This window comes from Citrobacter amalonaticus, from assembly GCF_001559075.2.
GTDB classification, from domain to species: Bacteria; Pseudomonadota; Gammaproteobacteria; order Enterobacterales; family Enterobacteriaceae; genus Citrobacter_A; species Citrobacter_A amalonaticus_F.
In genome coordinates this window covers 1,553,705-1,577,983 of the sequence record NZ_CP014015.2, presented here as the reverse complement: position 1 = coordinate 1,577,983, position 24,279 = coordinate 1,553,705, and the positions used below count along the sequence as shown (strand labels likewise).

The 24,279-nt window shown below is 51.8% G+C and carries 18 protein-coding genes, 6 tRNA genes, 3 rRNA genes, 1 pseudogene and 1 riboswitch; of the genes and pseudogenes, 24 read left to right on the top strand and 4 right to left on the bottom strand.

Going from position 1 to position 24,279, the window contains the following annotated elements:
* The first annotated feature begins 299 nt into the window (after positions 1-299).
* Both AL479_RS07575 and oxyR read left to right on the top strand, forming a co-directional pair.
* The gene (locus AL479_RS07575; RefSeq protein WP_061075643.1) at positions 300-1,583 is read left to right on the top strand and encodes an MFS transporter; all 1,284 of its coding nucleotides are present in this window, start codon (positions 300-302) and stop codon (positions 1,581-1,583) included.
* Positions 1,584-1,800: 217 nt separating this feature from the next.
* Positions 1,801-2,718 carry a DNA-binding transcriptional regulator OxyR gene (oxyR, locus tag AL479_RS07570; RefSeq protein ID WP_061075642.1) on the top strand — a complete coding sequence of 306 codons (918 nt, stop codon included), beginning with the start codon at positions 1,801-1,803 and terminating at the stop codon, positions 2,716-2,718.
* Here the strand turns inward: oxyR and sthA are convergent.
* Positions 2,701-4,101 (bottom strand): Si-specific NAD(P)(+) transhydrogenase, encoded by a 1,401-nt coding sequence (sthA, locus tag AL479_RS07565; protein ID WP_042325654.1) that lies wholly within the window; start codon positions 4,099-4,101, stop codon positions 2,701-2,703. The genes oxyR and sthA overlap by 18 nt on opposite strands.
* A gap of 198 nt (positions 4,102-4,299) precedes the next feature.
* Here sthA and fabR point away from each other — a divergent pair, with 198 nt between their 5' ends.
* Positions 4,300-4,950 carry an HTH-type transcriptional repressor FabR gene (gene fabR, locus AL479_RS07560; protein ID WP_043001797.1) on the top strand — a complete coding sequence of 217 codons (651 nt, stop codon included), beginning with the start codon at positions 4,300-4,302 and terminating at the stop codon, positions 4,948-4,950.
* The gene (locus tag AL479_RS07555; protein ID WP_042325658.1) at positions 4,950-5,309 is read left to right on the top strand and encodes a YijD family membrane protein; all 360 of its coding nucleotides are present in this window, start codon (positions 4,950-4,952) and stop codon (positions 5,307-5,309) included. Before fabR ends, AL479_RS07555 begins: the two co-directional genes overlap by 1 nt.
* Before the next feature lie 92 nt (positions 5,310-5,401).
* Here the strand turns inward: AL479_RS07555 and trmA are convergent, their stop codons facing one another.
* Complete coding sequence (gene trmA, locus AL479_RS07550) at positions 5,402-6,502, bottom strand: tRNA (uridine(54)-C5)-methyltransferase TrmA (RefSeq protein ID WP_061075641.1); 1,101 nt, start codon at positions 6,500-6,502, stop codon at positions 5,402-5,404.
* A gap of 114 nt (positions 6,503-6,616) precedes the next feature.
* A riboswitch (cobalamin riboswitch) is annotated at positions 6,617-6,811 on the top strand.
* Positions 6,812-6,875: 64 nt separating this feature from the next.
* Here trmA and btuB point away from each other — a divergent pair.
* The 9 genes from btuB (at position 6,876) to birA (ending at position 17,244) form a co-directional block, all read left to right on the top strand.
* A complete protein-coding gene (gene btuB, locus AL479_RS07545) occupies positions 6,876-8,714 on the top strand; it encodes a TonB-dependent vitamin B12 receptor BtuB (protein WP_061075640.1) in 1,839 nt (612 codons plus the stop codon).
* Positions 8,659-9,510, top strand: coding sequence for a glutamate racemase (murI, locus tag AL479_RS07540; protein WP_061075639.1), 852 nt, complete (start codon positions 8,659-8,661; stop codon positions 9,508-9,510). The genes btuB and murI overlap by 56 nt, the downstream gene beginning before the upstream one ends.
* A 395-nt stretch (positions 9,511-9,905) precedes the next feature.
* Positions 9,906-11,447: ribosomal RNA gene (locus AL479_RS07535) — 16S ribosomal RNA — on the top strand.
* 69 nt (positions 11,448-11,516) lie between these two features.
* Positions 11,517-11,593: transfer RNA gene (locus tag AL479_RS07530), tRNA-Ile, on the top strand.
* Positions 11,594-11,701: 108 nt separating this feature from the next.
* Positions 11,702-11,777, top strand: a tRNA-Ala gene (locus AL479_RS07525).
* A 171-nt stretch (positions 11,778-11,948) separates the two neighbouring features.
* Positions 11,949-14,854 (top strand): 23S ribosomal RNA (locus tag AL479_RS07520).
* Positions 14,855-14,985: 131 nt separating this feature from the next.
* Positions 14,986-15,101, top strand: a 5S ribosomal RNA gene (rrf, locus tag AL479_RS07515).
* The 16S, 23S and 5S rRNA genes sit together here with 2 tRNA genes alongside, the layout of an rRNA operon.
* A 155-nt stretch (positions 15,102-15,256) precedes the next feature.
* On the top strand, positions 15,257-16,285 hold the full coding sequence (gene murB / locus AL479_RS07510) for a UDP-N-acetylmuramate dehydrogenase (RefSeq protein ID WP_061075638.1): 1,029 nt from the start codon (positions 15,257-15,259) through the stop codon (positions 16,283-16,285).
* Positions 16,282-17,244 (top strand): bifunctional biotin--[acetyl-CoA-carboxylase] ligase/biotin operon repressor BirA, encoded by a 963-nt coding sequence (birA, locus tag AL479_RS07505; RefSeq protein WP_061075637.1) that lies wholly within the window; start codon positions 16,282-16,284, stop codon positions 17,242-17,244. Before murB ends, birA begins: the two co-directional genes overlap by 4 nt.
* Positions 17,245-17,274: 30 nt before the next feature.
* On the opposite strand, the gene coaA is transcribed toward birA, so the two are convergent.
* Both coaA and AL479_RS24015 read right to left on the bottom strand, forming a co-directional pair.
* Positions 17,275-18,225 carry a type I pantothenate kinase gene (coaA, locus tag AL479_RS07500; protein ID WP_061069505.1) on the bottom strand — a complete coding sequence of 317 codons (951 nt, stop codon included), beginning with the start codon at positions 18,223-18,225 and terminating at the stop codon, positions 17,275-17,277.
* Between the two features lie 301 nt (positions 18,226-18,526).
* Positions 18,527-18,607 (bottom strand): annotated as a pseudogene (locus AL479_RS24015) (hypothetical protein); the annotation flags it as partial.
* A 19-nt stretch (positions 18,608-18,626) separates the two neighbouring features.
* Here AL479_RS24015 and AL479_RS07490 point away from each other — a divergent pair.
* The 11 genes from AL479_RS07490 (at position 18,627) to rplL (ending at position 24,097) form a co-directional block, all read left to right on the top strand.
* Positions 18,627-18,702 (top strand) — tRNA-Thr (locus tag AL479_RS07490).
* An 8-nt stretch (positions 18,703-18,710) separates the two neighbouring features.
* Positions 18,711-18,795 (top strand) — tRNA-Tyr (locus AL479_RS07485).
* A 114-nt stretch (positions 18,796-18,909) separates the two neighbouring features.
* Positions 18,910-18,984: transfer RNA gene (locus AL479_RS07480), tRNA-Gly, on the top strand.
* A gap of 5 nt (positions 18,985-18,989) precedes the next feature.
* A tRNA-Thr gene (locus AL479_RS07475) sits at positions 18,990-19,065 on the top strand.
* 117 nt (positions 19,066-19,182) lie between these two features.
* Positions 19,183-20,367 (top strand): elongation factor Tu, encoded by a 1,185-nt coding sequence (gene tuf, locus AL479_RS07470; RefSeq protein ID WP_042998968.1) that lies wholly within the window; start codon positions 19,183-19,185, stop codon positions 20,365-20,367.
* A gap of 239 nt (positions 20,368-20,606) precedes the next feature.
* A complete protein-coding gene (gene secE, locus AL479_RS07465) occupies positions 20,607-20,990 on the top strand; it encodes a preprotein translocase subunit SecE (protein WP_012907759.1) in 384 nt (127 codons plus the stop codon).
* Between the two features lies 1 nt (position 20,991).
* On the top strand, positions 20,992-21,537 hold the full coding sequence (nusG, locus tag AL479_RS07460) for a transcription termination/antitermination protein NusG (protein WP_003862341.1): 546 nt from the start codon (positions 20,992-20,994) through the stop codon (positions 21,535-21,537).
* A 157-nt stretch (positions 21,538-21,694) separates the two neighbouring features.
* Positions 21,695-22,123: a 50S ribosomal protein L11 gene (rplK, locus tag AL479_RS07455; protein ID WP_012133815.1), complete on the top strand. Its 429-nt coding sequence runs from the start codon at positions 21,695-21,697 to the stop codon at positions 22,121-22,123.
* A 3-nt stretch (positions 22,124-22,126) separates the two neighbouring features.
* Entirely contained in the window at positions 22,127-22,831 is a 705-nt protein-coding gene (rplA, locus tag AL479_RS07450; RefSeq protein ID WP_042326238.1) for a 50S ribosomal protein L1, read from the top strand.
* Between the two features lie 336 nt (positions 22,832-23,167).
* Positions 23,168-23,665 carry a 50S ribosomal protein L10 gene (rplJ, locus tag AL479_RS07440; RefSeq protein WP_004097644.1) on the top strand — a complete coding sequence of 166 codons (498 nt, stop codon included), beginning with the start codon at positions 23,168-23,170 and terminating at the stop codon, positions 23,663-23,665.
* Positions 23,666-23,731: 66 nt separating this feature from the next.
* Complete coding sequence (gene rplL / locus AL479_RS07435) at positions 23,732-24,097, top strand: 50S ribosomal protein L7/L12 (RefSeq protein ID WP_012133812.1); 366 nt, start codon at positions 23,732-23,734, stop codon at positions 24,095-24,097.
* Positions 24,098-24,279: the final 182 nt, after the last annotated feature.

Here is a 24,279-nt window from a genome sequence, read left to right as displayed (position 1 = left end):
ATTTTTTATTTTCTTGTCCCGCCATTCTCAACGTTATTATATTTATTTTATCGCAGCCATTACCTTAATAATTAAATTCTCCCGCATGACATTTTATATTTTCTTGGTGAATGATTTATCGAGAATGTTATCTGTTATAAGAATGTTTGTTTTTTAATGTGATCATTCTTGAATATTTAAATTTTTTATCTTGTATGGTAGTAGGCTTGAAGGTAGATTTCGTAGGAAAACTTATCGTTAATTTCGTCGTCATCCTTTAAATGGTCATCGAATTTACTGTTTTTTTCAAGGAGAAACAGATGGATATTGATTTGTCAGGGAATGCTTTAAGTAAAAAATTGCAACGTATTCGTCATATTCAGATTGTGACATTGCTTTTATTATTCATGGCAGGGATAGTCAATTTTTTAGATCGCTCATCGCTTAGTATTGCAGGTGAAGCGATTCGCGGAGAGTTAGGTTTGTCAGCGACAGAGTTTGGTGTCCTGCTTTCCGCATTTTCATTGTCTTATGGCTTTTCACAGCTACCATCGGGTATTTTACTTGACCGCTTTGGCCCCAGAATTGTATTAGGAGCAGGATTAATTTTCTGGTCGCTAATGCAAGTATTAACCGGCATGGTTAATTCTTTCAGCCACTTTATTCTTATGCGCATTGGTCTGGGTATTGGCGAGGCTCCGTTTATGCCTGCGGGTGTGAAATCCATAACTGATTGGTATGCGCAAAAGGAGCGAGGAACGGCTCTGGGTATTTTTAACTCCTCTACCGTCATCGGTCAGGCCATTGCTCCTCCAGCGTTAGTGCTTATGCAAATTGCCTGGGGATGGCGAACGATGTTTGTCATTATTGGGGTTGCAGGTATTTTGGTTGGCCTGTGCTGGTATGTCTGGTATCGCAACCGCGCGCAATTCATCTTGCGGGATGATGAGCGCAGCTACCTTTCTGCGTCTGTTACGACACGTCCCCAGTTACATTTTAATGAATGGCTGGCGTTGTTTAAACGGCGTACAACCTGGGGAATGATTTTGGGTTTTTCAGGGGTTAACTATACTGGATGGCTCTATATTGCCTGGTTGCCCGGTTATCTGCAGGCGGAGCAGGGATTTAGCCTGGCAAAGACGGGGTGGGTTGCCGCGATTCCATTCCTTGCTGCTGCGGTAGGGATGTGGGTAAACGGCATTATTGTTGACCGCTTAGCAAGACGGGGTTACGACCTGACAAAAACGCGCAAAACGGCTATTGTGTGTGGTCTTACTCTGTCGGCACTGGGTACGCTGCTGGTTGTGCAATCTTCTTCGCCTGCTCAGGCCGTTGCTTTTATCTCTATGGCATTATTCTGCGTCCATTTCGCGGGGACATCGGCTTGGGGATTAGTGCAGGTGATGGTATCAGAAACCAAAGTGGCTTCTGTCGCCGCCATTCAAAACTTTGGCAGCTTTGTGTTTGCTTCATTTGCCCCCATCGTGACGGGCTGGGTGGTGGATACCACTCACTCCTTTAATCTGGCATTAGTCATTGCTGCCTGTGTGACGTTCACCGGCGCACTGTGTTACTTCTTTATTGTCAAAGATCGTATTGAGTAGAAAGCAAAAAAAATGCGGACCTCAGGTCCGCAAAAGTTCACGTTGGCTTTAGTTATTTGGGTATGAGAGAGACTCTCAGAACGGGCAGTGGCTTCAAGGGTTAAACGAGACCGCTCCGTTTCTGTGATGGATTATCAGACAGAAAGCTTGATAGGGATAATCGTTCGTTGCTATGCTACCTATCGCCATGAACTATCGTGGCGATGGAGGATGAATAATGAATATTCGTGATCTTGAATACCTGGTGGCATTAGCCGAACATCGCCACTTCCGGCGCGCGGCGGACTCCTGTCACGTCAGCCAGCCAACGCTGAGCGGGCAAATCCGCAAGCTGGAAGATGAGCTTGGCGTGATGCTGCTGGAGCGTACGAGTCGTAAAGTGCTGTTCACCCAGGCGGGTTTACTGCTGGTGGATCAGGCACGTACCGTGCTGCGTGAGGTCAAAGTGCTCAAGGAGATGGCAAGCCAACAGGGCGAAACCATGTCAGGTCCGCTGCACATTGGTTTGATTCCCACTGTGGGTCCTTACCTGCTGCCGCATATTATCCCGATGCTGCACCAGACTTTCCCGAAGCTGGAAATGTATCTGCATGAGGCGCAGACCCATCAGTTGCTGGCGCAACTGGATAGCGGCAAGCTTGACTGCGTGATCCTGGCGCTGGTGAAAGAGAGTGAGGCCTTTATTGAAGTGCCGTTGTTCGACGAGCCGATGCTGCTGGCGATCTACGAGGATCACCCGTGGGCGAATCGCGACTGCGTGCCGATGTCCGATCTGGCAGGCGAAAAACTGCTGATGCTGGAGGACGGTCACTGTCTGCGCGATCAGGCGATGGGATTCTGCTTTGAAGCCGGCGCTGACGAAGACACCCACTTCCGTGCGACCAGTCTGGAAACGCTGCGTAACATGGTCGCGGCAGGAAGCGGTATTACCCTGCTGCCTGCGCTGGCGGTTCCGCAAGAACGCAAACGTGATGGCGTGGTGTATCTGCCCTGCATTAAGCCTGAGCCGCGTCGTACGGTGGGACTGGTTTATCGTCCGGGCTCACCGCTGCGTAGTCGCTATGAGCAACTGGCAGAGGCCATCCGTGGTGCGATGGATGGCCATTTCGATAAGGCGTTAAAAAAGGCGGTTTAAGCCATTTAGCGCCGCTACCCGATAGGCTTCCGCCATGGTCGGGTAGTTAAAGGTGGTGTTAACGAAGTACTCAATCGTGTTACCACCACCTTTCTGCTCCATAATCGCCTGACCGATGTGAATAATCTCGGCTGCGCGTTCACCAAAGCAGTGAATTCCCAAAATCTCTTTGGTTTCCCGATGGAATAAAATCTTCAGCGTGCCCACGTTCATGCCGACGATTTGCGCGCGCGCCAGGTGTTTAAACTGAGCACGTCCCACTTCGTAAGGCACTTTCATCGCTGTCAGTTGCTGTTCGGTTTTGCCAACGGAACTGATCTCCGGGATGGTGTAAATCCCGGTGGGGATATCTTCAATCAGGTGCGCGTTCGCTTCCCCTTTCACCAGCGCCTGGGCGGCAATGCGTCCCTGGTCGTATGCTGCGGACGCCAGACTCGGGTAACCGATCACATCACCCACTGCGTAGACGTGCGGCAGCGCGGTCTGGTACATGCTGTTGACCTTGAGCTGACCACGGCTGTCGGTTTCCAGACCGATATTCTGCAACGCCAGGGAATCGGTATTCCCGGTACGGCCATTGGCGTACAGCAGGCAGTCGGCCTTCAGTTTCTTACCGGACTTCAGGTGCATGATCACGCCATCGTCGCAACCTTCAATCTTCTCATACTCTTCATTGTGGCGAATGACGACGCCGCTGTTCCAGAAGTGGTAAGAGAGGGAGTCGGACATCTCCTGATCGAGGAACGCCAGCAGACGGTCACGGGTATTGATGAGATCAACTTTGACCTCCATACCGCGGAAGATCGACGCATATTCGCAGCCAATCACCCCGGCACCATAAATAATCACATGGCGCGGTTCGTGGTGCAGGCTGAGGATCGAATCACTGTCATAAATGCGCGGGTGCGAGAAATCCACGTCTGCCGGATGATAAGGGCGCGATCCGCAGGCAATGACAAATTTCTCTGCCGTCAGGGTTTCAACCGTACCGTCATGACATTCCAGCGCCAGCGTGTGTTCGTCAACAAAATGGGCGTTGCCCTGCAAGATCTCGCAGTGGTTACGCTCATAAAAACCCTGCCGCATCCGTGTTTGCTGATTAATCACGTTGTCGGCATGGTTGAGAATATCGGCGAATGAGGAACGAAGCAGGCGGGAATGATCGCTGTAAAGGGGGTTCTGATTGAATTCGATAATACGACTGACTGCGTGGCGGAGCGCTTTCGACGGGATGGTGCCCCAGTGGGTGCAACCGCCGCCAACGTTATGATAACGCTCGATAACGGCAACGCGAGCTCCTTGCTTAACCAGACCCATTGCAGCGCCTTCGCCGCCGGGGCCGGAACCTATTACTATGGCATCGTAATCGTAGGAATGTGGCATGGTAAGGCTTACCTGTTCTTATACATAAAAGCAACAGAATAGTAACATCATTGCCGGGATAACCCAATTATCGTTGTGCTTTTTTGCGAAGCTGAAGCACAAACTGCGCGTAAACAATCATTCACAAAGCGGAACAAGCAGATTAACTTTGAACTCTGGTATAGTGCCAGACAAGACATTTGGAAGGATTCAGACATCGTGATGGGCGTTAGAGCGCAGCAAAAAGAAAAAACCCGGCGTTCGCTGGTAGAAGCCGCATTTAGTCAACTGAGCGCGGAGCGTAGCTTCGCCAGTCTCAGTTTGCGTGAAGTCGCACGTGAAGCGGGCATTGCGCCAACCTCCTTTTATCGTCATTTCCGTGATGTTGATGAGCTCGGCCTGACCATGGTCGATGAAAGCGGTCTGATGTTGCGTCAGTTGATGCGCCAGGCGCGTCAGCGTATCGCCAAGGGCGGGAGTGTGATCCGCACCTCGGTCTCCACATTTATGGAGTTCATCGGTAACAACCCTAACGCCTTCCGTTTATTATTGCGTGAACGTTCTGGCACCTCAGCGGCGTTCCGTGCCGCCGTTGCGCGAGAAATTCAGCACTTCATCGCGGAACTTGCGGACTATCTGGAAATCGAAAACCATATGCCGCGTGCGTTTACTGAAGCGCAAGCCGAAGCGATGGTGACGATTGTCTTCAGCGCAGGCGCCGAGGCGCTGGACGTGGGCGCGGAACAGCGTCGTCAGTTAGAAGAGCGACTGGTACTGCAACTGCGCATGATTTCGAAAGGTGCGTATTACTGGTATCGCCGTGAACAAGAGAAGATGCCCCTTATTCCGGGTAACGTGAAGGAAGAGTAATGAAACAGTCAGTTCAGGATAAAGGTACGCTGTTGCTGGCGCTGGTCGCTGGCTTGTCAATCAATGGCACATTCGCGGCGCTGTTTAGCTCCATCGTGCCGTTCTCTGTATTCCCGATTATCTCGCTGGTGCTGACGGTGTATTGTCTGCATCAACGTTATCAGAATCGCACCATGCCTGTGGGGTTGCCGGGCCTGTCTGCCGCCTGCTTTATTCTCGGCGTTCTGCTTTACAGCACCGTGGTGCGCGCGGAGTATCCGGATATCGGCTCCAACTTCTTCCCGGCCGTGTTGTCGGTCATTCTGGTCTTCTGGATCGGCGTGAAAATGCGTAATCGCAAGCAGGAAGTGTCGGAATAAAAACGGTCGATGTCCAGGCCGGATAAGGCATTTATGCCGCTATCCGGCGCTGCTTTGCCTGATGGCGCTGCGCTTATCAGGCCTGCAACGTATCACTTCGCCGTCAACAACACCCCGCACTCCATGTGGTGCGTATACGGGAACTGATCAAACAGCGCCAGACGTGACACGTTATGCGTCTGGCTTAATGTTTCCAGGTTCTTGCACAGCGTCTCCGGATTACAGGAGATATACAGAATGCGCGGATACGCCTGCACCATTTTCTCCGTCTCGCTGTCCAGACCGCTGCGGGGCGGATCGACAAAAATCGTTTCGCACTGATAGCTTTTCAGATCGATACCCTGCAAGCGGTTAAACTCGCGCACGCCGTTCATTGCCTGAGTAAACTCTTCCGCCGCCATGCGGATAATCTGCACGTTATCAATCTGATTCGCCGCAATGTTGTATTGCGCGGCGGCAACGGACGGCTTGGCGATTTCGGTCGCCAGTACGCGATCAAAGTTGCGCGCCAGCGCGAGCGAAAAGTTGCCATTCCCGCAGTACAGTTCGAGCAGATCGCCTTTCGATGCGCGGGTGGCATCCAGCGCCCACTCCAGCATCTGAATGTTCATTGCCGCATTCGGCTGTGTAAAGCTGTTCTCTACCTGGCGATAGATCATCTCTTTGCCCGCGACCGGCAAGCGTTCATCGATGTAATCCTGGTCCAGCGCGATTTTGGTTTTCGTTGCGCGGCCAATCAGATGTACGTTCAGGTTTTGCGCACGCAGAGCATCGCGCAACGCTTCGGCGGCTTCACGCCACTCGTCGTCCAGTTTTTTATGATACAGCAGCGAAACCACCGCCTGATTGCTCATGGTGGTGAGGTAATCAATCTGGAACAGCTTATGGCGCAGCACGCGGTTGTCGCGCACGCCTGCGATCATCGCGGTCATCAACTGGTTGATCAGTTCACTCGCCGCCGGGAAGCTGTCGACGCGGATTCGGCTTTTGCTCTGCTGATCAAAAATGATGTGATACAGGTCGTCACCATCGTGCCAGATGCGGAACTCCGCACGCATACGGTAGTGACTGACCGGTGAGCGAAACACTTCCGGAACCAGGTCAGAAAAGGGAGCCATCATACTCTGCAAGCGCACCACTTTCTCGGCGAGCTGCGCATCATACTGTTCTGTCGGAAGGTGTTCGGGGGTCATGATGTATCCTGAAAAATATAAGTACGCTGGGATTGTAGGGATTGCTCAACAGATGTCCAGACATTGATGACTTCCAATTTTTAACAAACGCGCTGGACAGTAAGATGTTACAAACTGTAGCATCCGTGTGCCGGTCCTGTGAGTTAATAGGGAATCCAGTGTAAATCTGGAGCTGACGCGCAGCGGTAAGGAAAGGTGAAATGAGAGCGTAAGCAGACACTGCCTTCGGGTGGGAAGTCTTCATTTCTATTATCCCTGACGGGGATAACCCTCCAAGCCCGAAGACCTGCCGGCTTACGTCGCAACTGGTTTTCATCATCGCGTACTATCGGTGGGACCTGCGGCATCCTTCTTATATTGTGGATGCTTTACAATGATTAAAAAAACATCGCTGCTGACGGCGCTCTCCGTCACGGCTTTTTCGGGTTGGGCACAGGATGCCACCCCTGACACGCTTGTCGTGACGGCAAATCGTTTTCAACAACCTGTTAATACCGTTCTGGCCCCTACTGATATCGTCACCCGCGAGGATATCGAACGCTGGCAGTCCCGAACCGTTCTGGATGTCATGCGCCGCCTGCCAGGCGTGGATGTCGCTCAGAATGGCGGCATGGGGCAAAGCTCTTCTCTGTTTGTGCGGGGTACCGAAGCGAAACACGTTCTGGTGTTAGTCGACGGTATTCCGGTCGCCCGTCCGGGCATTTCGAATAACTCCGATATTGACCAGATTCCGGTTTCGCTGGTACAGCGCATCGAGTATATCCGCGGTCCGCGTTCAGCGATTTATGGCTCTGGCGCGATTGGCGGCGTGGTGAACATCATCACCATGACGGGTGAGGAGCGTTCGCAGATTAATGCTGGCGTGGGGTCAAAAGGTTATCAGCAATATGACGGTACGTACCGCCAGCGTTTTGGCGATACCGTGGTAACCGCGGCCGGGGCTTATCAGACCACCAAAGGTTTCGATGTTCAGCCGCGTTCCAGCTACAGCGGCGATGGCGATCGCGATGGCTATCGCAATAAACTGTTCTGGGGAGGCGTTGAGCACAAATTTAACGACCAATTCGATGGTTACTTCCGTGGCTACGGCTATGCCAGTAATGCTGATTATGATCAGGGAAGCTGGGGTTATGACGGCGGAAACGACGAGCACCAGAATTACACCCAGTCGTGGGATACGGGGTTGCGCTTCAATTCTGGTATCTACTCGTCGCAGCTGGTCGCCAATTACCAGCGTATAAAGGACTATAACTACAGCAGCCTGAACGGGCGCTATGCGACAGGTTATAGCCTTGATGATATGGAACAGCGCTACGTCCAGTGGGGCAACAACGTTATTGTCGGACACGGCGCTGTCAGTGCTGGCGTCGACTGGAAACAAGAAAAGCTGATGTCCTTTGGCGAGTATGGGACAGACAACTATAAGCGTGATAACACGGGCCTCTATCTGACCGGGCAACAGCAGATTGATAGCGTGACGCTGGAAGCGTCGGGCCGTGAAGACCATGACGACCAGTTCGGCTGGCACGGTACCTGGCAAACGGCGGCGGGATGGCAGTTTGTTGATGACTATAAGGTGACGCTTTCCTATGGTACGGGCTTCCTTGCGCCTTCACTGGGGCAACAGTTTGGTGCGGAGCGTTTTGGTATCGCCTCTAACCCAAACCTGAAGCCGGAAGAGTCGAAGCAGTGGGAAGCCGGGTTAGAAGGGCTGACCGGTCCGCTTGACTGGCGTCTGTCGACCTATCGCTACAAAATTCAGAACCTGATCGACTACAACAACAATACCTACTTCAACGTTAAATCCGCGACCATCAAAGGTCTGGAATGGACGGGGAACCTGACGACCGGGCCGGTCGATCATCGCTTAACGTTGCAGTATGTTGATCCGCGTGATGATGAAACCGATCAGCAGCTTTATCGTCGTGCGAAACAGCAGGTGAAGTACGAGCTGAGCGGACAGGTTTACGATCTGGGCTGGGATGTGACCTATCAGTATATTGGCGAGCGTTACGATTACGACTACGACAATTCCCGTAAGGTGAAAATGGGCGGGCTGAGCGTGTGGGACATCGGACTTTCATATCCAGTCACCTCACATCTCACAGTTCGTGGTAAAATAGCCAACCTGTTCGATAAAGATTACGAGACAGTTTATGGCTACCAAACTGCAGGACGGGAATACACCTTGTCTGGCAGCTACACCTTCTGATCCACGTCCCACCGTGCTGGTATTTGATTCCGGCGTCGGTGGGTTGTCGGTCTATGATGAGATTCGGCACCTCCTGCCGGATCTCCACTATATCTACGCTTTCGATAACGTGGCTTTTCCTTACGGGGAGAAGAGTGAGGCGTTTATCGTTGAGCGCGTTGTTGAGATCGTGACGGCGGTACAACAGCATTATCCTCTCTCCCTGGCGGTTATCGCCTGTAACACGGCCAGTACGGTCTCTCTTCCTGCCTTGCGTGAGAAGTTTGCTTTCCCGGTCGTGGGCGTGGTGCCAGCGATAAAACCGGCGGCGCGTCTGACGGCGAATGGCATTGTCGGGTTACTGGCAACGCGCGGGACGGTGAAACGTCCTTATACGCATGAGCTAATTGCGCGCTTTGCGAATGAGTGCCAGATAGCCATGCTGGGGTCTGCAGAGCTGGTGGAACTGGCGGAAGCGAAGTTGCACGGCGAGCCCGTGCCGCTGGAAGAGCTGCAACGGATCCTGCGCCCGTGGCTGCGGATGCCGGAACCGCCTGATACCGTGGTGCTTGGCTGTACCCACTTTCCCCTGTTGCAGGAAGAACTCTTACAGGTTCTGCCTGAAGGAACGCGACTGGTCGATTCCGGGGCGGCCATTGCGCGACGTACCGCCTGGCTATTAGAACATGAAGCGCCGGATGCGAAATCAGCAGATGCCAACATTGCCTATTGCATGGCGATGACGCCAGAAACTGAGCAATTGTTGCCCGTTTTGCAGCGCTATGGCTTTGAATCGCTCGAAAAACTGGCGGTTTAACGCTGTTTTGGGCAAATATTACGCACTCGGAAAATTATTTTAAATTTCCCCTTGTCAGCCCGAAATAACTCCCTATAATGCGCCTCCACTGACACGGAACAACGGCACGCAAGCCGCCGGGTCAGCGGGGTTCTCCGGTGAAAACCAGTGATGAACACCGACAGAGAAAAGCAAAAATAAATGCTTGACTCTGAATGAGGAAAACGTAATATACGGGACCTCGCGACAGAGCGCTAAAGCGCGTCGCAACTGCTCTTTAACAATTTATCAGACAATCTGTGTGGGCACTCAGAGTGATATGGATTCTTAACGTCCTCGGACGAAAAATGAATACCAAGTCTCAAAGAGTGAACACGTAATTCATTACGACATTTAATTCTAAGAGCATCAAACTTAAATTGAAGAGTTTGATCATGGCTCAGATTGAACGCTGGCGGCAGGCCTAACACATGCAAGTCGAACGGTAACAGGAAGCAGCTTGCTGCTTCGCTGACGAGTGGCGGACGGGTGAGTAATGTCTGGGAAACTGCCCGATGGAGGGGGATAACTACTGGAAACGGTAGCTAATACCGCATAATGTCGCAAGACCAAAGAGGGGGACCTTCGGGCCTCTTGCCATCGGATGTGCCCAGATGGGATTAGCTTGTTGGTGAGGTAACGGCTCACCAAGGCGACGATCCCTAGCTGGTCTGAGAGGATGACCAGCCACACTGGAACTGAGACACGGTCCAGACTCCTACGGGAGGCAGCAGTGGGGAATATTGCACAATGGGCGCAAGCCTGATGCAGCCATGCCGCGTGTATGAAGAAGGCCTTCGGGTTGTAAAGTACTTTCAGCGGGGAGGAAGGGGTTAAGGTTAATAACCTTAGCCATTGACGTTACCCGCAGAAGAAGCACCGGCTAACTCCGTGCCAGCAGCCGCGGTAATACGGAGGGTGCAAGCGTTAATCGGAATTACTGGGCGTAAAGCGCACGCAGGCGGTCTGTCAAGTCGGATGTGAAATCCCCGGGCTCAACCTGGGAACTGCATTCGAAACTGGCAGGCTTGAGTCTCGTAGAGGGGGGTAGAATTCCAGGTGTAGCGGTGAAATGCGTAGAGATCTGGAGGAATACCGGTGGCGAAGGCGGCCCCCTGGACGAAGACTGACGCTCAGGTGCGAAAGCGTGGGGAGCAAACAGGATTAGATACCCTGGTAGTCCACGCCGTAAACGATGTCTATTTGGAGGTTGTTCCCTTGAGGAGTGGCTTCCGGAGCTAACGCGTTAAATAGACCGCCTGGGGAGTACGGCCGCAAGGTTAAAACTCAAATGAATTGACGGGGGCCCGCACAAGCGGTGGAGCATGTGGTTTAATTCGATGCAACGCGAAGAACCTTACCTGGTCTTGACATCCACAGAAGTTTTCAGAGATGAGAATGTGCCTTCGGGAACTGTGAGACAGGTGCTGCATGGCTGTCGTCAGCTCGTGTTGTGAAATGTTGGGTTAAGTCCCGCAACGAGCGCAACCCTTATCCTTTGTTGCCAGCGGTTAGGCCGGGAACTCAAAGGAGACTGCCAGTGATAAACTGGAGGAAGGTGGGGATGACGTCAAGTCATCATGGCCCTTACGACCAGGGCTACACACGTGCTACAATGGCATATACAAAGAGAAGCGACCTCGCGAGAGCAAGCGGACCTCATAAAGTATGTCGTAGTCCGGATTGGAGTCTGCAACTCGACTCCATGAAGTCGGAATCGCTAGTAATCGTGGATCAGAATGCCACGGTGAATACGTTCCCGGGCCTTGTACACACCGCCCGTCACACCATGGGAGTGGGTTGCAAAAGAAGTAGGTAGCTTAACCTTCGGGAGGGCGCTTACCACTTTGTGATTCATGACTGGGGTGAAGTCGTAACAAGGTAACCGTAGGGGAACCTGCGGTTGGATCACCTCCTTACCTTAAAGAACCTGCCTTTGTAGTGCCCACACAGATTGTCTGATGAAAAACGAGCAGTAAAACCTCTACAGGCTTGTAGCTCAGGTGGTTAGAGCGCACCCCTGATAAGGGTGAGGTCGGTGGTTCAAGTCCACTCAGGCCTACCAAATTCGCTCCCGTGCTTTGTTGTGGCAAAGCTCGCATACTTCAGTATGCTTCGCTTCACCACGCCGCGCCCGGCAACGAATTGGGGATGAGGTTTAACTACACTGTATGGGGCTATAGCTCAGCTGGGAGAGCGCCTGCTTTGCACGCAGGAGGTCTGCGGTTCGATCCCGCATAGCTCCACCATACTGTAGAACGTTATCAAGAAAACTTCAGAGTGAACCTGAAAAGGTGCACTGCGAAGTTTTGCTCTTTAAAAATCTGGATCAAGCTGAAAATTGAAACGACACACCGTTAATGGTGTGTTCGAGTCTCTCAAATTTTCGCAATCAGAAGTGAAACATCTTCGGGTTGTGAGGTTAAGCGACTAAGCGTACACGGTGGATGCCCTGGCAGTCAGAGGCGATGAAGGACGTGCTAATCTGCGAAAAGCGCCGGTAAGGTGATATGAACCGTTATAGTCGGCGATGTCCGAATGGGGAAACCCAGTGCAATTCGTTGCACTATCGTTAACTGAATACATAGGTTAACGAGGCGAACCGGGGGAACTGAAACATCTAAGTACCCCGAGGAAAAGAAATCAACCGAGATTCCCCCAGTAGCGGCGAGCGAACGGGGAGCAGCCCAGAGCCTGAATCAGCATGTGTGGTAGTGGAACGGTCTGGAAAGACCGGCGATACAGGGTGACAGCCCCGTACACAAAACCGCATGTGTTGTGAGCTCGATGAGTAGGGCGGGACACGTGGTATCCTGTCTGAATATGGGGGGACCATCCTCCAAGGCTAAATACTCCTGACTGACCGATAGTGAACCAGTACCGTGAGGGAAAGGCGAAAAGAACCCCGGCGAGGGGAGTGAAAAAGAACCTGAAACCGTGTACGTACAAGCAGTGGGAGCCTCTTTATGGGGTGACTGCGTACCTTTTGTATAATGGGTCAGCGACTTATATTCTGTAGCAAGGTTAACCGAATAGGGGAGCCGAAGGGAAACCGAGTCTTAACTGGGCGTTAAGTTGCAGGGTATAGACCCGAAACCCGGTGATCTAGCCATGGGCAGGTTGAAGGTTGGGTAACACTAACTGGAGGACCGAACCGACTAATGTTGAAAAATTAGCGGATGACTTGTGGCTGGGGGTGAAAGGCCAATCAAACCGGGAGATAGCTGGTTCTCCCCGAAAGCTATTTAGGTAGCGCCTCGTGAATTCATCTCCGGGGGTAGAGCACTGTTTCGGCTAGGGGGTCATCCCGACTTACCAACCCGATGCAAACTGCGAATACCGGAGAATGTTATCACGGGAGACACACGGCGGGTGCTAACGTCCGTCGTGAAGAGGGAAACAACCCAGACCGCCAGCTAAGGTCCCAAAGTCATGGTTAAGTGGGAAACGATGTGGGAAGGCTCAGACAGCCAGGATGTTGGCTTAGAAGCAGCCATCATTTAAAGAAAGCGTAATAGCTCACTGGTCGAGTCGGCCTGCGCGGAAGATGTAACGGGGCTAAACCATGCACCGAAGCTGCGGCAGCGACACTATGTGTTGTTGGGTAGGGGAGCGTTCTGTAAGCCTGTGAAGGTGTGCTGTGAGGCATGCTGGAGGTATCAGAAGTGCGAATGCTGACATAAGTAACGATAAAGCGGGTGAAAAGCCCGCTCGCCGGAAGACCAAGGGTTCCTGTCCAACGTTAATCGGGGCAGGGTGAGTCGACCCCTAAGGCGAGGCCGAAAGGCGTAGTCGATGGGAAACAGGTTAATATTCCTGTACCAGGTGTTACTGCGAAGGGGGGACGGAGAAGGCTATGTTGGCCGGGCGACGGTTGTCCCGGTTTAAGCGTGTAGGTGTGTGTTCCAGGTAAATCCGGTTCACTTTAACACTGAGGCGTGATGACGAGGCACTACGGTGCTGAAGCAACAAATGCCCTGCTTCCAGGAAAAGCCTCTAAGCATCAGGTAACATCAGATCGTACCCCAAACCGACACAGGTGGTCAGGTAGAGAATACCAAGGCGCTTGAGAGAACTCGGGTGAAGGAACTAGGCAAAATGGTGCCGTAACTTCGGGAGAAGGCACGCTGATAGGTAGGTGAAGCGACTTGCTCGTGGAGCTGAAATCAGTCGAAGATACCAGCTGGCTGCAACTGTTTATTAAAAACACAGCACTGTGCAAACACGAAAGTGGACGTATACGGTGTGACGCCTGCCCGGTGCCGGAAGGTTAATTGATGGGGTTATCCTCGCGGAGAAGCTCTTGATCGAAGCCCCGGTAAACGGCGGCCGTAACTATAACGGTCCTAAGGTAGCGAAATTCCTTGTCGGGTAAGTTCCGACCTGCACGAATGGCGTAATGATGGCCAGGCTGTCTCCACCCGAGACTCAGTGAAATTGAACTCGCTGTGAAGATGCAGTGTACCCGCGGCAAGACGGAAAGACCCCGTGAACCTTTACTATAGCTTGACACTGAACACTGGTCCTTGATGTGTAGGATAGGTGGGAGGCTTTGAAGCGCGGACGCCAGTTCGTGTGGAGCCAACCTTGAAATACCACCCTTTAATGGCTGGTGTTCTAACGTGGACCCGTAATCCGGGTTGCGGACAGTGTCTGGTGGGTAGTTTGACTGGGGCGGTCTCCTCCTAAAGAGTAACGGAGGAGCACGAAGGTTAGCTAATCCTGGTCGGACATCAGGAGGTTAGTGCAAAGGCATAAGCTAGCTTGACTGCGAGCGTGACGGCGCGAGCAGGTGCGAAAGCAGGTCTTAGTGATCCGGTGGTTCTGAATGGAAGGGCCATCGCTCAACGGATAAAAGGTACTCCGGGGATAACAGGCTGATACCGCCCAAGAGTTCATATCGACGGCGGTGTTTGGCACCTCGATGTCGGCTCATCACATCCTGGGGCTGAAGTAGGTCCCAAGGGTATGGCTGTTCGCCATTTAAAGTGGTACGCGAGCTGGGTTTAGAACGTCGTGAGACAGTTCGGTCCCTATCTGCCGTGGGCGCTGGAGAATTGAGGGGGGCTGCTCCTAGTACGAGAGGACCGGAGTGGACGCATCACTGGTGTTCGGGTTGTCATGCCAATGGCACTGCCCGGTAGCTAAATGCGGAAGAGATAAGTGCTGAAAGCATCTAAGCACGAAACTTGCCCCGAGATGAGTTCTCCCTGACTCTTTAAGGGTCCTGAAGGAACGTTGAAGACGACGACGTTGATAGGCCGGGTGTGTAAGCGCAGCGATGCGTTGAGCTAACCGGTACTAATGAACCGTGAGGCTTAACCTTACAACGCCGAAGATGTTTTGGCGGAATAGAGAGAATTTCAGCCTGATAACAGATTTGCGAAAACGAAAGATTTTGCGCTGAGGCAAGGCAGCATCAGAGTAAAATATTCGTTTTGAGCACAAAAGAATTTGCCTGGCGGCTGTAGCGCGGTGGTCCCACCTGACCCCATGCCGAACTCAGAAGTGAAACGCCGTAGCGCCGATGGTAGTGTGGGGTCTCCCCATGCGAGAGTAGGGAACTGCCAGGCATCAAATAAGTGAAGAAGCCCATCCTGTCGGATGGGCTTTTTTGCGTCCGTCATTTGCTGGATCATTTTATCGAATAACGCCATCCCGCCATAATACAAGCCATACTGCGGCATATGCGGTAAACTAACCGCGATTTTGCATCAGGAAAGCGTCTATGAATCACTCCCTTAAATCCTGGAATACCTTTGGCATCGATCAAAATGCCAATGAGATTGTTTGCGCCGAAAATGAACAACAACTACTTAGCGCCTGGCAATCTGCCAATGCGTTGCATCAGCCGGTACTGATACTGGGTGAAGGGAGTAACGTCCTGTTTCTTGACGCCTTCCGCGGGACGGTGATCGTCAATCGTATCAAAGGCATTGACGTGACAGAGCAACCAGATGCATGGCTGCTGCATGTCGGTGCGGGTGAAAACTGGCATCATCTGGTTCAGCATACGCTACAGCTTGGCATGCCGGGTCTGGAAAACCTGGCGCTGATCCCCGGCTGCGTTGGGTCTTCACCGATCCAGAATATTGGTGCTTACGGCGTGGAGCTCCAGCGAGTTTGTGATTATGTTGACTGTGTTGAGCTGGCGACAGGACAATCGCGGCGCGTGAGTGCGGCTGAATGTCGCTTTGGCTATCGTGACAGTATCTTCAAACATGAATACCAGGATCGCTTCGCGATTGTTGCGGTGGGGTTACGTCTGACTAAGCAATGGCAGCCAGTGTTGACCTATGGCGACCTGACTCGCCTGGATCCGGCCACGGTAACGCCACAGCAGGTGTTTGATTCGGTTTGCCATATGCGCATGACGAAACTACCCGATCCAAAAGTGAACGGCAATGCGGGCAGCTTTTTTAAGAACCCCGTGGTGGCGGCCGATGTGGCACAAACATTACTGTCCCAATTCCCGAATGCGCCCCATTATCCTCAACTTGACGGTTCAGTAAAGCTGGCGGCAGGTTGGCTCATTGACCAGTGTCAGCTAAAAGGCATCGGGATCGGTGGGGCTGCAGTGCATCGTCAACAGGCCCTGGTGCTGATCAATGCGGATAATGCGACAAGCGACGATGTGGTCCAGCTTGCACACCTTGTTCGTATGAAAGTGGGTGAAAAATTTAACGTCTGGCTGGAGCCTGAAGTACGCTTTATCGGGCAGACTGGCGAAGTCAATGCTGTGGAGATCATTGCATGAAGGATAATACCGTTCCTCTGACGCTTATCTCCTTACTGGCCGATGGCGAGTTTCATTCCGGTGAGCAGCTAGGTGAGAAGTTGGGGATGAGTCGGGCGGCCATCAATAAACATATCCAGACCCTACGTGACTGGGGAGTCGATGTTTTTACCGTGCCAGGCAAAGGATACAGTTTACCGGAGCCGATTCAGTTGCTGGATTCCGACCGTATCTACAGCCAGTTGGATCGCGGTACGGTGGCTGTGCTTCCGGTTATCGATTCTACCAATCAGTACCTGCTGGACCGCATCGATCTATTGCAGTCTGGCGATGCCTGTGTGGCGGAATATCAACAGGCAGGCCGTGGACGTCGTGGACGTAAGTGGTTTTCCCCCTTTGGCGCAAACCTTTATCTTTCGATGTTCTGGCGTCTGGAGCAGGGGCCGGCCGCCGCGATCGGCTTAAGCCTGGTGATCGGTATCGTGATGGCTGAGGTGCTGCGCGAGCTGGGGGCGGATAAGGTACGGGTGAAGTGGCCTAACGATCTCTACCTGTTGGATCGCAAACTGGCGGGGATCCTGGTCGAGTTAACGGGTAAGACGGGCGATGCTGCGCAGATTGTCATTGGTGCCGGCATTAACATGGCGATGCGCCGCGTGGAAGAAGGCGTGGTGAATCAGGGATGGATTACGTTGCAGGAAGCAGGGATTACGCTCGATCGCAACACGCTGGCAGCAAGGCTCATTCGTGAATTACGTACCGCGCTGGAGTTATTTGAGCAGGAAGGGCTGGCTCCTTATCTTTCCCGTTGGGAAAAACTGGATAACTTTATCAATCGCCAGGTCAAACTGATTATCGGCGAAAAAGAAATATACGGTATTTCACGAGGTATTGATGCGCAGGGCGCATTACTTCTGGAACAGGATGGCATTATAAAACCGTGGGTTGGGGGAGAAATCTCCCTGAGAAGCGCAGAATAATAAAAAGGGAGCTTTCGCTCCCTTTTTTAATTATTTTCGCAGGCGAACCTGCTCGACGGCATGATTCGCGCTTTTGGTCATAATCAGACTCGCACGCTCACGCGTGGGTAGAATATTTTGCTTTAAATTCAACCAGTTAATTTCTTTCCATAATGAGGTAGCCGTGTTGATCGCCTCCTCTTTCGTCAGTTTCGCGTAGTTATGGAAATAAGAGTCAGGGTCGGTAAACGCCCCCTCGCGGAATTTAAGAAAACGATTGATATACCATGTCTGCAGTAACTCTTCCGGCGCATCAACATAAATAGAGAAGTCGACGAAGTCCGAAACAAATACATGATGAGGGTCATGTGGATAGTCCATCCCGCTCTGCAGAACATTGAGTCCTTCGAGAATTAATATATCGGGTTGGGCCACGGTTTTATCCCCATCAGGGATCACATCATAAATCAGATGCGAATAAACCGGAGCGGTTACGTTTGGCACGCCGGATTTGAGATCGGAAACAAATTTGACCAGACGGTGCATGTCATACGATTCCGGAAAGCCTTTCTTCTTCATTAATCCACGGTCTTTTAATACCTGGTTTGGATGAAGAAAACCATCAGTGGTGATCAGTTCAACACGACGGTGTTCTGGCCAACGACTCAGTAACGCCTGTAATACACGCGCGGTGGTACTTTTCCCTACCGCCACGCTGCCAGCAATACTGATGATATAAGGAATACGCTCGCCGTTCGTGCCCAGAAACTGTTCAAGAACGGCCTGACGACGCAGGTTCGAGCTGATATAGAAGTTAAGCAAACGCGACAGGGGTAAATAGATCTCTGCAACTTCTTCCAGCGATAAATCTTCATTAATCCCTTTTAACCGCGCGATCTCTTCTTCAGTGAGGGTCATCGGCACGGAATCACGAAGCGCAGCCCACTGGTTGCGGTCAAACTGTAGGTAAGGCGTCATTAACGTTTGCTCTTTTATACTCATAAGCATGTTTCTGGCTGTCATTACACCATCAGGGCAGTGATAAAAAGCACGTCATCCCCGGCATGCAATGGCACGTCACATTTCAGTTAATTTGGACAATGGGCAGGAGGGTAACACCAGATGGGGGGGAATAATAAGAAAAAATCTCTTCTGGACATCATTCCCTGAAAAGCAATGTGACGGATATTCCAGATGTACAGGCGATGGTTTGGCGCGTTGAAGCACTACCTGACGCAGATGAGAGGAAATGGACTGCCAGATAATGTCGAAATTTTATGCTAAGCTGACTGAAAATACGTCATTTATTGGTCGTATAGCGCAAAATGTGAGCGATAGAACATTTTATGCAATTTTTTAGTTGCATGAGCTCGCAGGTCTCCATAGAATGCGCGCTACTTGATGCCGACTTAGCTCAGTAGGTAGAGCAACTGACTTGTAATCAGTAGGTCACCAGTTCGATTCCGGTAGTCGGCACCATCAAGTCCGGTGGGGTTCCCGAGCGGCCAAAGGGAGCAGACTGTAAATCTGCCGTCACAGACTTCGAAGGTTCGAATCCTTCCCCCACCACCACTTTCTGGCAGCAATTGCTGTCTGAGCTGGTTAAGAAAATAATCGGCTCGAATGAGAAAAGAGACTTGTCTCTTTTTTTGTTACAGAAAGAACTGGGTAGCCGAGTTTCAGGATGCGGGCATCGTATAATGGCTATTACCTCAGCCTTCCAAGCTGATGATGCGGGTTCGATTCCCGCTGCCCGCTCCAGACGTGCTGATATGGCTCAGTTGGTAGAGCGCACCCTTGGTAAGGGTGAGGTCCCCAGTTCGACTCTGGGTATCAGCACCACTTCACTTCTCCTCCCCGTGTTTTCTCTGTAACGACTCAATGATTCAACAGTTCAGGCATATCGCCTGGTTGATGTGGTGATATCACCGATTTATCCGTGTCTTAGAGGGACAATCGATGTCTAAAGAAAAGTTTGAACGTACAAAACCGCACGTTAACGTCGGTACTATCGGCCACGTTGACCATGGTAAAACAACGCTGACCGCTGCCATCACTACCGTACTGGCTAAAACCTACGGCGGTGCTGCTCGCGCATTCGATCAGATCGATAACGCGCCGGAAGAAAAAGCTCGTGGTATCACCATCAACACCTCTCACGTTGAATATGACACCCCGACTCGCCACTACGCACACGTAGACTGCCCGGGCCACGCCGACTATGTTAAAAACATGATCACCGGTGCTGCGCAGATGGACGGCGCGATCCTGGTTGTTGCTGCGACTGACGGCCCGATGCCGCAGACTCGTGAGCACATCCTGCTGGGTCGTCAGGTAGGCGTTCCGTACATCATCGTGTTCCTGAACAAATGCGACATGGTTGATGACGAAGAGCTGCTGGAACTGGTAGAAATGGAAGTTCGTGAACTTCTGTCTCAGTACGATTTCCCGGGCGACGACACGCCGATCGTTCGTGGTTCTGCTCTGAAAGCGCTGGAAGGCGATGCAGAGTGGGAAGCGAAAATCATCGAACTGGCTGGCTTCCTGGATTCTTACATCCCGGAACCAGAGCGTGCGATTGACAAGCCGTTCCTGCTGCCGATCGAAGACGTATTCTCCATCTCCGGTCGTGGTACCGTTGTTACCGGTCGTGTAGAACGCGGTATCATCAAAGTTGGCGAAGAAGTTGAAATCGTTGGTATCAAAGAGACTGCTAAGTCTACCTGTACTGGCGTTGAAATGTTCCGCAAACTGCTGGACGAAGGCCGTGCGGGTGAGAACGTTGGTGTTCTGCTGCGTGGTATCAAACGTGAAGAAATCGAACGTGGTCAGGTACTGGCTAAGCCGGGCACCATCAAGCCGCACACGATGTTCGAATCTGAAGTGTACATCCTGTCCAAAGACGAAGGCGGCCGTCATACTCCGTTCTTCAAAGGCTACCGTCCGCAGTTCTACTTCCGTACTACTGACGTGACTGGCACCATCGAACTGCCGGAAGGCGTTGAGATGGTAATGCCGGGCGACAACATCAAAATGGTTGTTACCCTGATCCACCCGATCGCGATGGACGACGGTCTGCGTTTCGCAATCCGTGAAGGCGGCCGTACGGTAGGCGCAGGCGTTGTTGCTAAAGTTCTCAGCTAATCGCTGATAACATTTGACGCAATGCGCATTAAAAGGGCATCATTTGATGCCCTTTTTGCACGCTTTCGAACCAGAACCTGGCTCATCAGTGATTTTATTTGTCATAATCATTGCTGAGACAGGCTCTGAAGAGGGCGTTGAGCCCGGAATGCCCAAATACATTTCGGCACAAGGTTGACTGGTTAGCCTCGCATTCGCGGGGTGAAATTATTTGTAGAATACTTCTGACAGGTTGGTTTATGAGTGCGAATACCGAAGCTCAAGGGAGCGGGCGTGGCCTGGAAGCGATAAAGTGGATCGTGGTTGTGGCATTGCTGCTCGTGGCAATTGTTGGCAACTATCTTTATCGTGACATGATGCTGCCGCTGCGTGCGCTGGCCGTAGTAATTCTGATTGCTGCAGCGGGTGGTGTCGCGCTGTTGACGACAAAAGGTAAAGCTACCGTTGCTTTTGCCCGCGAAGCGCGTACTGAAGTACGTAAGGTCATTTGGCCGACTCGCCAGGAAACATTGCACACCACGCTGATTGTGGCTGCGGTTACCGCAGTAATGTCACTGATCCTGTGGGGACTGGATGGTATTCTGGTTCGCCTGGTTTCCTTTATCACTGGCCTGAGGTTCTGAGATGTCTGAAGCTCCTAAAAAGCGCTGGTACGTCGTTCAGGCGTTTTCCGGTTTTGAAGGCCGCGTAGCCACGTCGCTGCGCGAGCATATCAAATTACACAATATGGAAGAGTTGTTTGGCGAAGTCATGGTGCCGACCGAAGAAGTGGTCGAAATCCGTGGTGGTCAGCGCCGTAAGAGCGAGCGTAAATTCTTCCCGGGTTATGTGCTGGTCCAGATGGTCATGAATGACGCGAGCTGGCACCTGGTGCGTAGCGTGCCGCGCGTGATGGGCTTTATCGGCGGTACATCTGACCGTCCGGCGCCGATCAGCGACAAAGAAGTTGATGCGATTATGAACCGCCTGCAGCAGGTGGGTGATAAGCCGCGTCCGAAAACGCTGTTTGAACCGGGTGAGATGGTGCGTGTCAACGATGGTCCGTTTGCGGACTTTAATGGCGTCGTTGAAGAAGTGGACTATGAGAAGTCCCGCCTGAAAGTGTCCGTCTCTATCTTCGGTCGTGCGACCCCGGTAGAACTGGACTTTGCTCAGGTTGAAAAAGCCTAAGTAGCGATCAAAAAAGCGGCGATTTAATCGTTGCACAAGGCGTGAGATTGGAATACAATTTCGCGCCTTTTGTTTTTATGGGCCTGGCCCGTAGAACGAATTTTTATATCACGGGGAGCCTCTCTGAGGCGCTATCACCCAACAGAGGAAATTGAGAATGGCTAAGAAAGTCCAAGCCTACGTCAAGCTGCAGGTTGCAGCTGGTATGGCAAACCCGAGTCCGCCGGTTGGTCCTGCTCTGGGTCAACAGGGTGTTAACATCATGGAATTCTGCAAAGCGTTCAACGCTAAGACTGATTCCATCGAAAAAGGTCTGCCGATTCCGGTTGTTATCACCGTTTACGCTGACCGTTCTTTCACCTTCATTACCAAAACGCCTCCGGCAGCCGTTCTGCTGAAGAAAGCGGCTGGTATTAAGTCTGGTTCCGGTAAGCCGAACAAAGACAAAGTAGGTAAAATTTCCCGCGCTCAGCTGCAGGAAATCGCGCAGACCAAAGCTGCCGACATGACTGGTGCCGACATTGAAGCGATGACTCGCTCCATTGAAGGTACTGCACGTTCCATGGGCCTGGTAGTGGAGGACTAAGAAATGGCTAAACTGACCAAGCGCATGCGTGTGATCCGTGAGAAAGTTGATGCGACCAAACAGTACGACATCAACGAAGCTATCTCTCTGCTGAAAGAACTGGCTACCGCTAAGTTCGTTGAAAGTGTAGACGTTGCCGTTAACCTCGGTATCGATGCGCGTAAATCTGACCAGAACGTACGTGGTGCAACTGTACTGCCGCACGGTACTGGCCGTTCCGTTCGCGTAGCCGTATTTACCCAGGGTGCAAACGCTGAAGCTGCTAAAGCTGCTGGCGCTGAACTGGTAGGTATGGAAGATCTGGCTGACCAGATCAAGAAAGGCGAAATGAACTTTGACGTTGTTATTGCTTCCCCGGATGCAATGCGCGTTGTTGGCCAGCTGGGCCAGGTTCTGGGTCCGCGTGGCCTGATGCCTAACCCGAAAGTTGGTACCGTAACGCCGAACGTTGCTGAAGCAGTTAAGAATGCTAAAGCGGGCCAGGTTCGTTACCGTAACGACAAAAACGGCATCATCCACACTACCATCGGTAAAGTGGATTTTGACGCTGACAAACTGAAAGAAAACCTGGAAGCTCTGCTGGTTGCGCTGAAGAAAGCAAAACCGACTCAGGCGAAAGGCGTGTACATCAAGAAAATCAGCATCTCCACCACCATGGGTGCTGGCGTTGCCGTTGATCAGGCTGGTCTGAGCGCTTCCGCGAACTAAGATTAGCTTTACGTGGGCGGTGGATTTGTCTACAATTCTACCCCCACGTTTCTGTTGAAAGAGACAGACACTATGCAAGTCATTTGAATTGCGGTTCGAAAGACGAAGACATAGAACAGATTTGTTCGTTGGAGCCTGGCCTATCCAGGCCTCCGTCGAAGACCGCAGGTGTTTCGTAAGAAACTTAATCCCCTGCGTAGACGGTGACAGAACGCTAAGATTATTTTTGGATACTCTGGCTTGTTTCTGCTCACCGTATTAAGACGCTCTTTTCGTTGGAAAGAGTGAAGTGAGTTCCGGAACATGAGTTCCGGCAAACATCCAGGAGCAAAGCTAATGGCTTTAAATCTTCAAGACAAACAAGCGATTGTTGCTGAAGTCAGCGAAGTAGCCAAAGGCGCGCTGTCTGCAGTAGTTGCGGATTCCCGTGGCGTAACTGTAGATAAAATGACTGAACTGCGTAAAGCAGGTCGTGAAGCTGGCGTTTACATGCGTGTTGTTCGTAACACCCTGCTGCGCCGCGTCGTTGAAGGTACTCCGTTCGAGTGCCTGAAAGACACGTTTGTTGGTCCGACCCTGATTGCATACTCTATGGAACACCCGGGCGCTGCTGCTCGTCTGTTCAAAGAGTTCGCGAAAGCGAATGCAAAATTTGAGGTCAAAGCCGCTGCCTTTGAAGGTGAGCTGATCCCGGCGTCTCAGATCGACCGCCTGGCAACTCTGCCGACCTACGAAGAAGCAATTGCACGCCTGATGGCAACCATGAAAGAAGCTTCGGCTGGCAAACTGGTTCGTACTCTGGCTGCTGTACGCGATGCGAAAGAAGCTGCTTAATCGCAGTTATCCTTTTAAAGCATCCGCTTACGTATAAACTTATTCTGATATTCAGGAACAATTTAAATGTCTATCACTAAAGATCAAATCATTGAAGCAGTATCCGCTATGTCCGTAATGGACGTTGTAGAACTGATCTCTGCAATGGAAGAAAAATTCGGTGTTTCCGCTGCTGCTGCTGTCGCTGTAGCTGCTGGCCCGGTTGAAGCTGCTGAAGAAAAAACTGAATTCGACGTAATTCTGAAAGCTGCTGGCGCTAACAAAGTTGCTGTAATCAAAGCAGTACGTGGCGCAACTGGCCTGGGTCTGAAAGAAGCTAAAGACCTGGTAGAATCTGCTCCGGCTGCGCTGAAAGAAGGCGTGAGCAAAGATGACGCAGAAGCACTGAAAAAATCTCTGGAAGAAGCTGGCGCTGAAGTTGAAGTTAAATAAGCCAACTTTTCTGGTTGCAGCTTGAGTAATCAGGCTGATGGCTGGTGACTTTTTAGTCACCAGCCTTTTTGCGCTGTAAGGCGCCAGTAGCGTTTCACACTGTTTGACTACTGCTGTGCCTTTCAATGCTTGTTTCTATCGACGACTTAATATACTGCGACAGGGCGTCCGTTCTGTGTAAA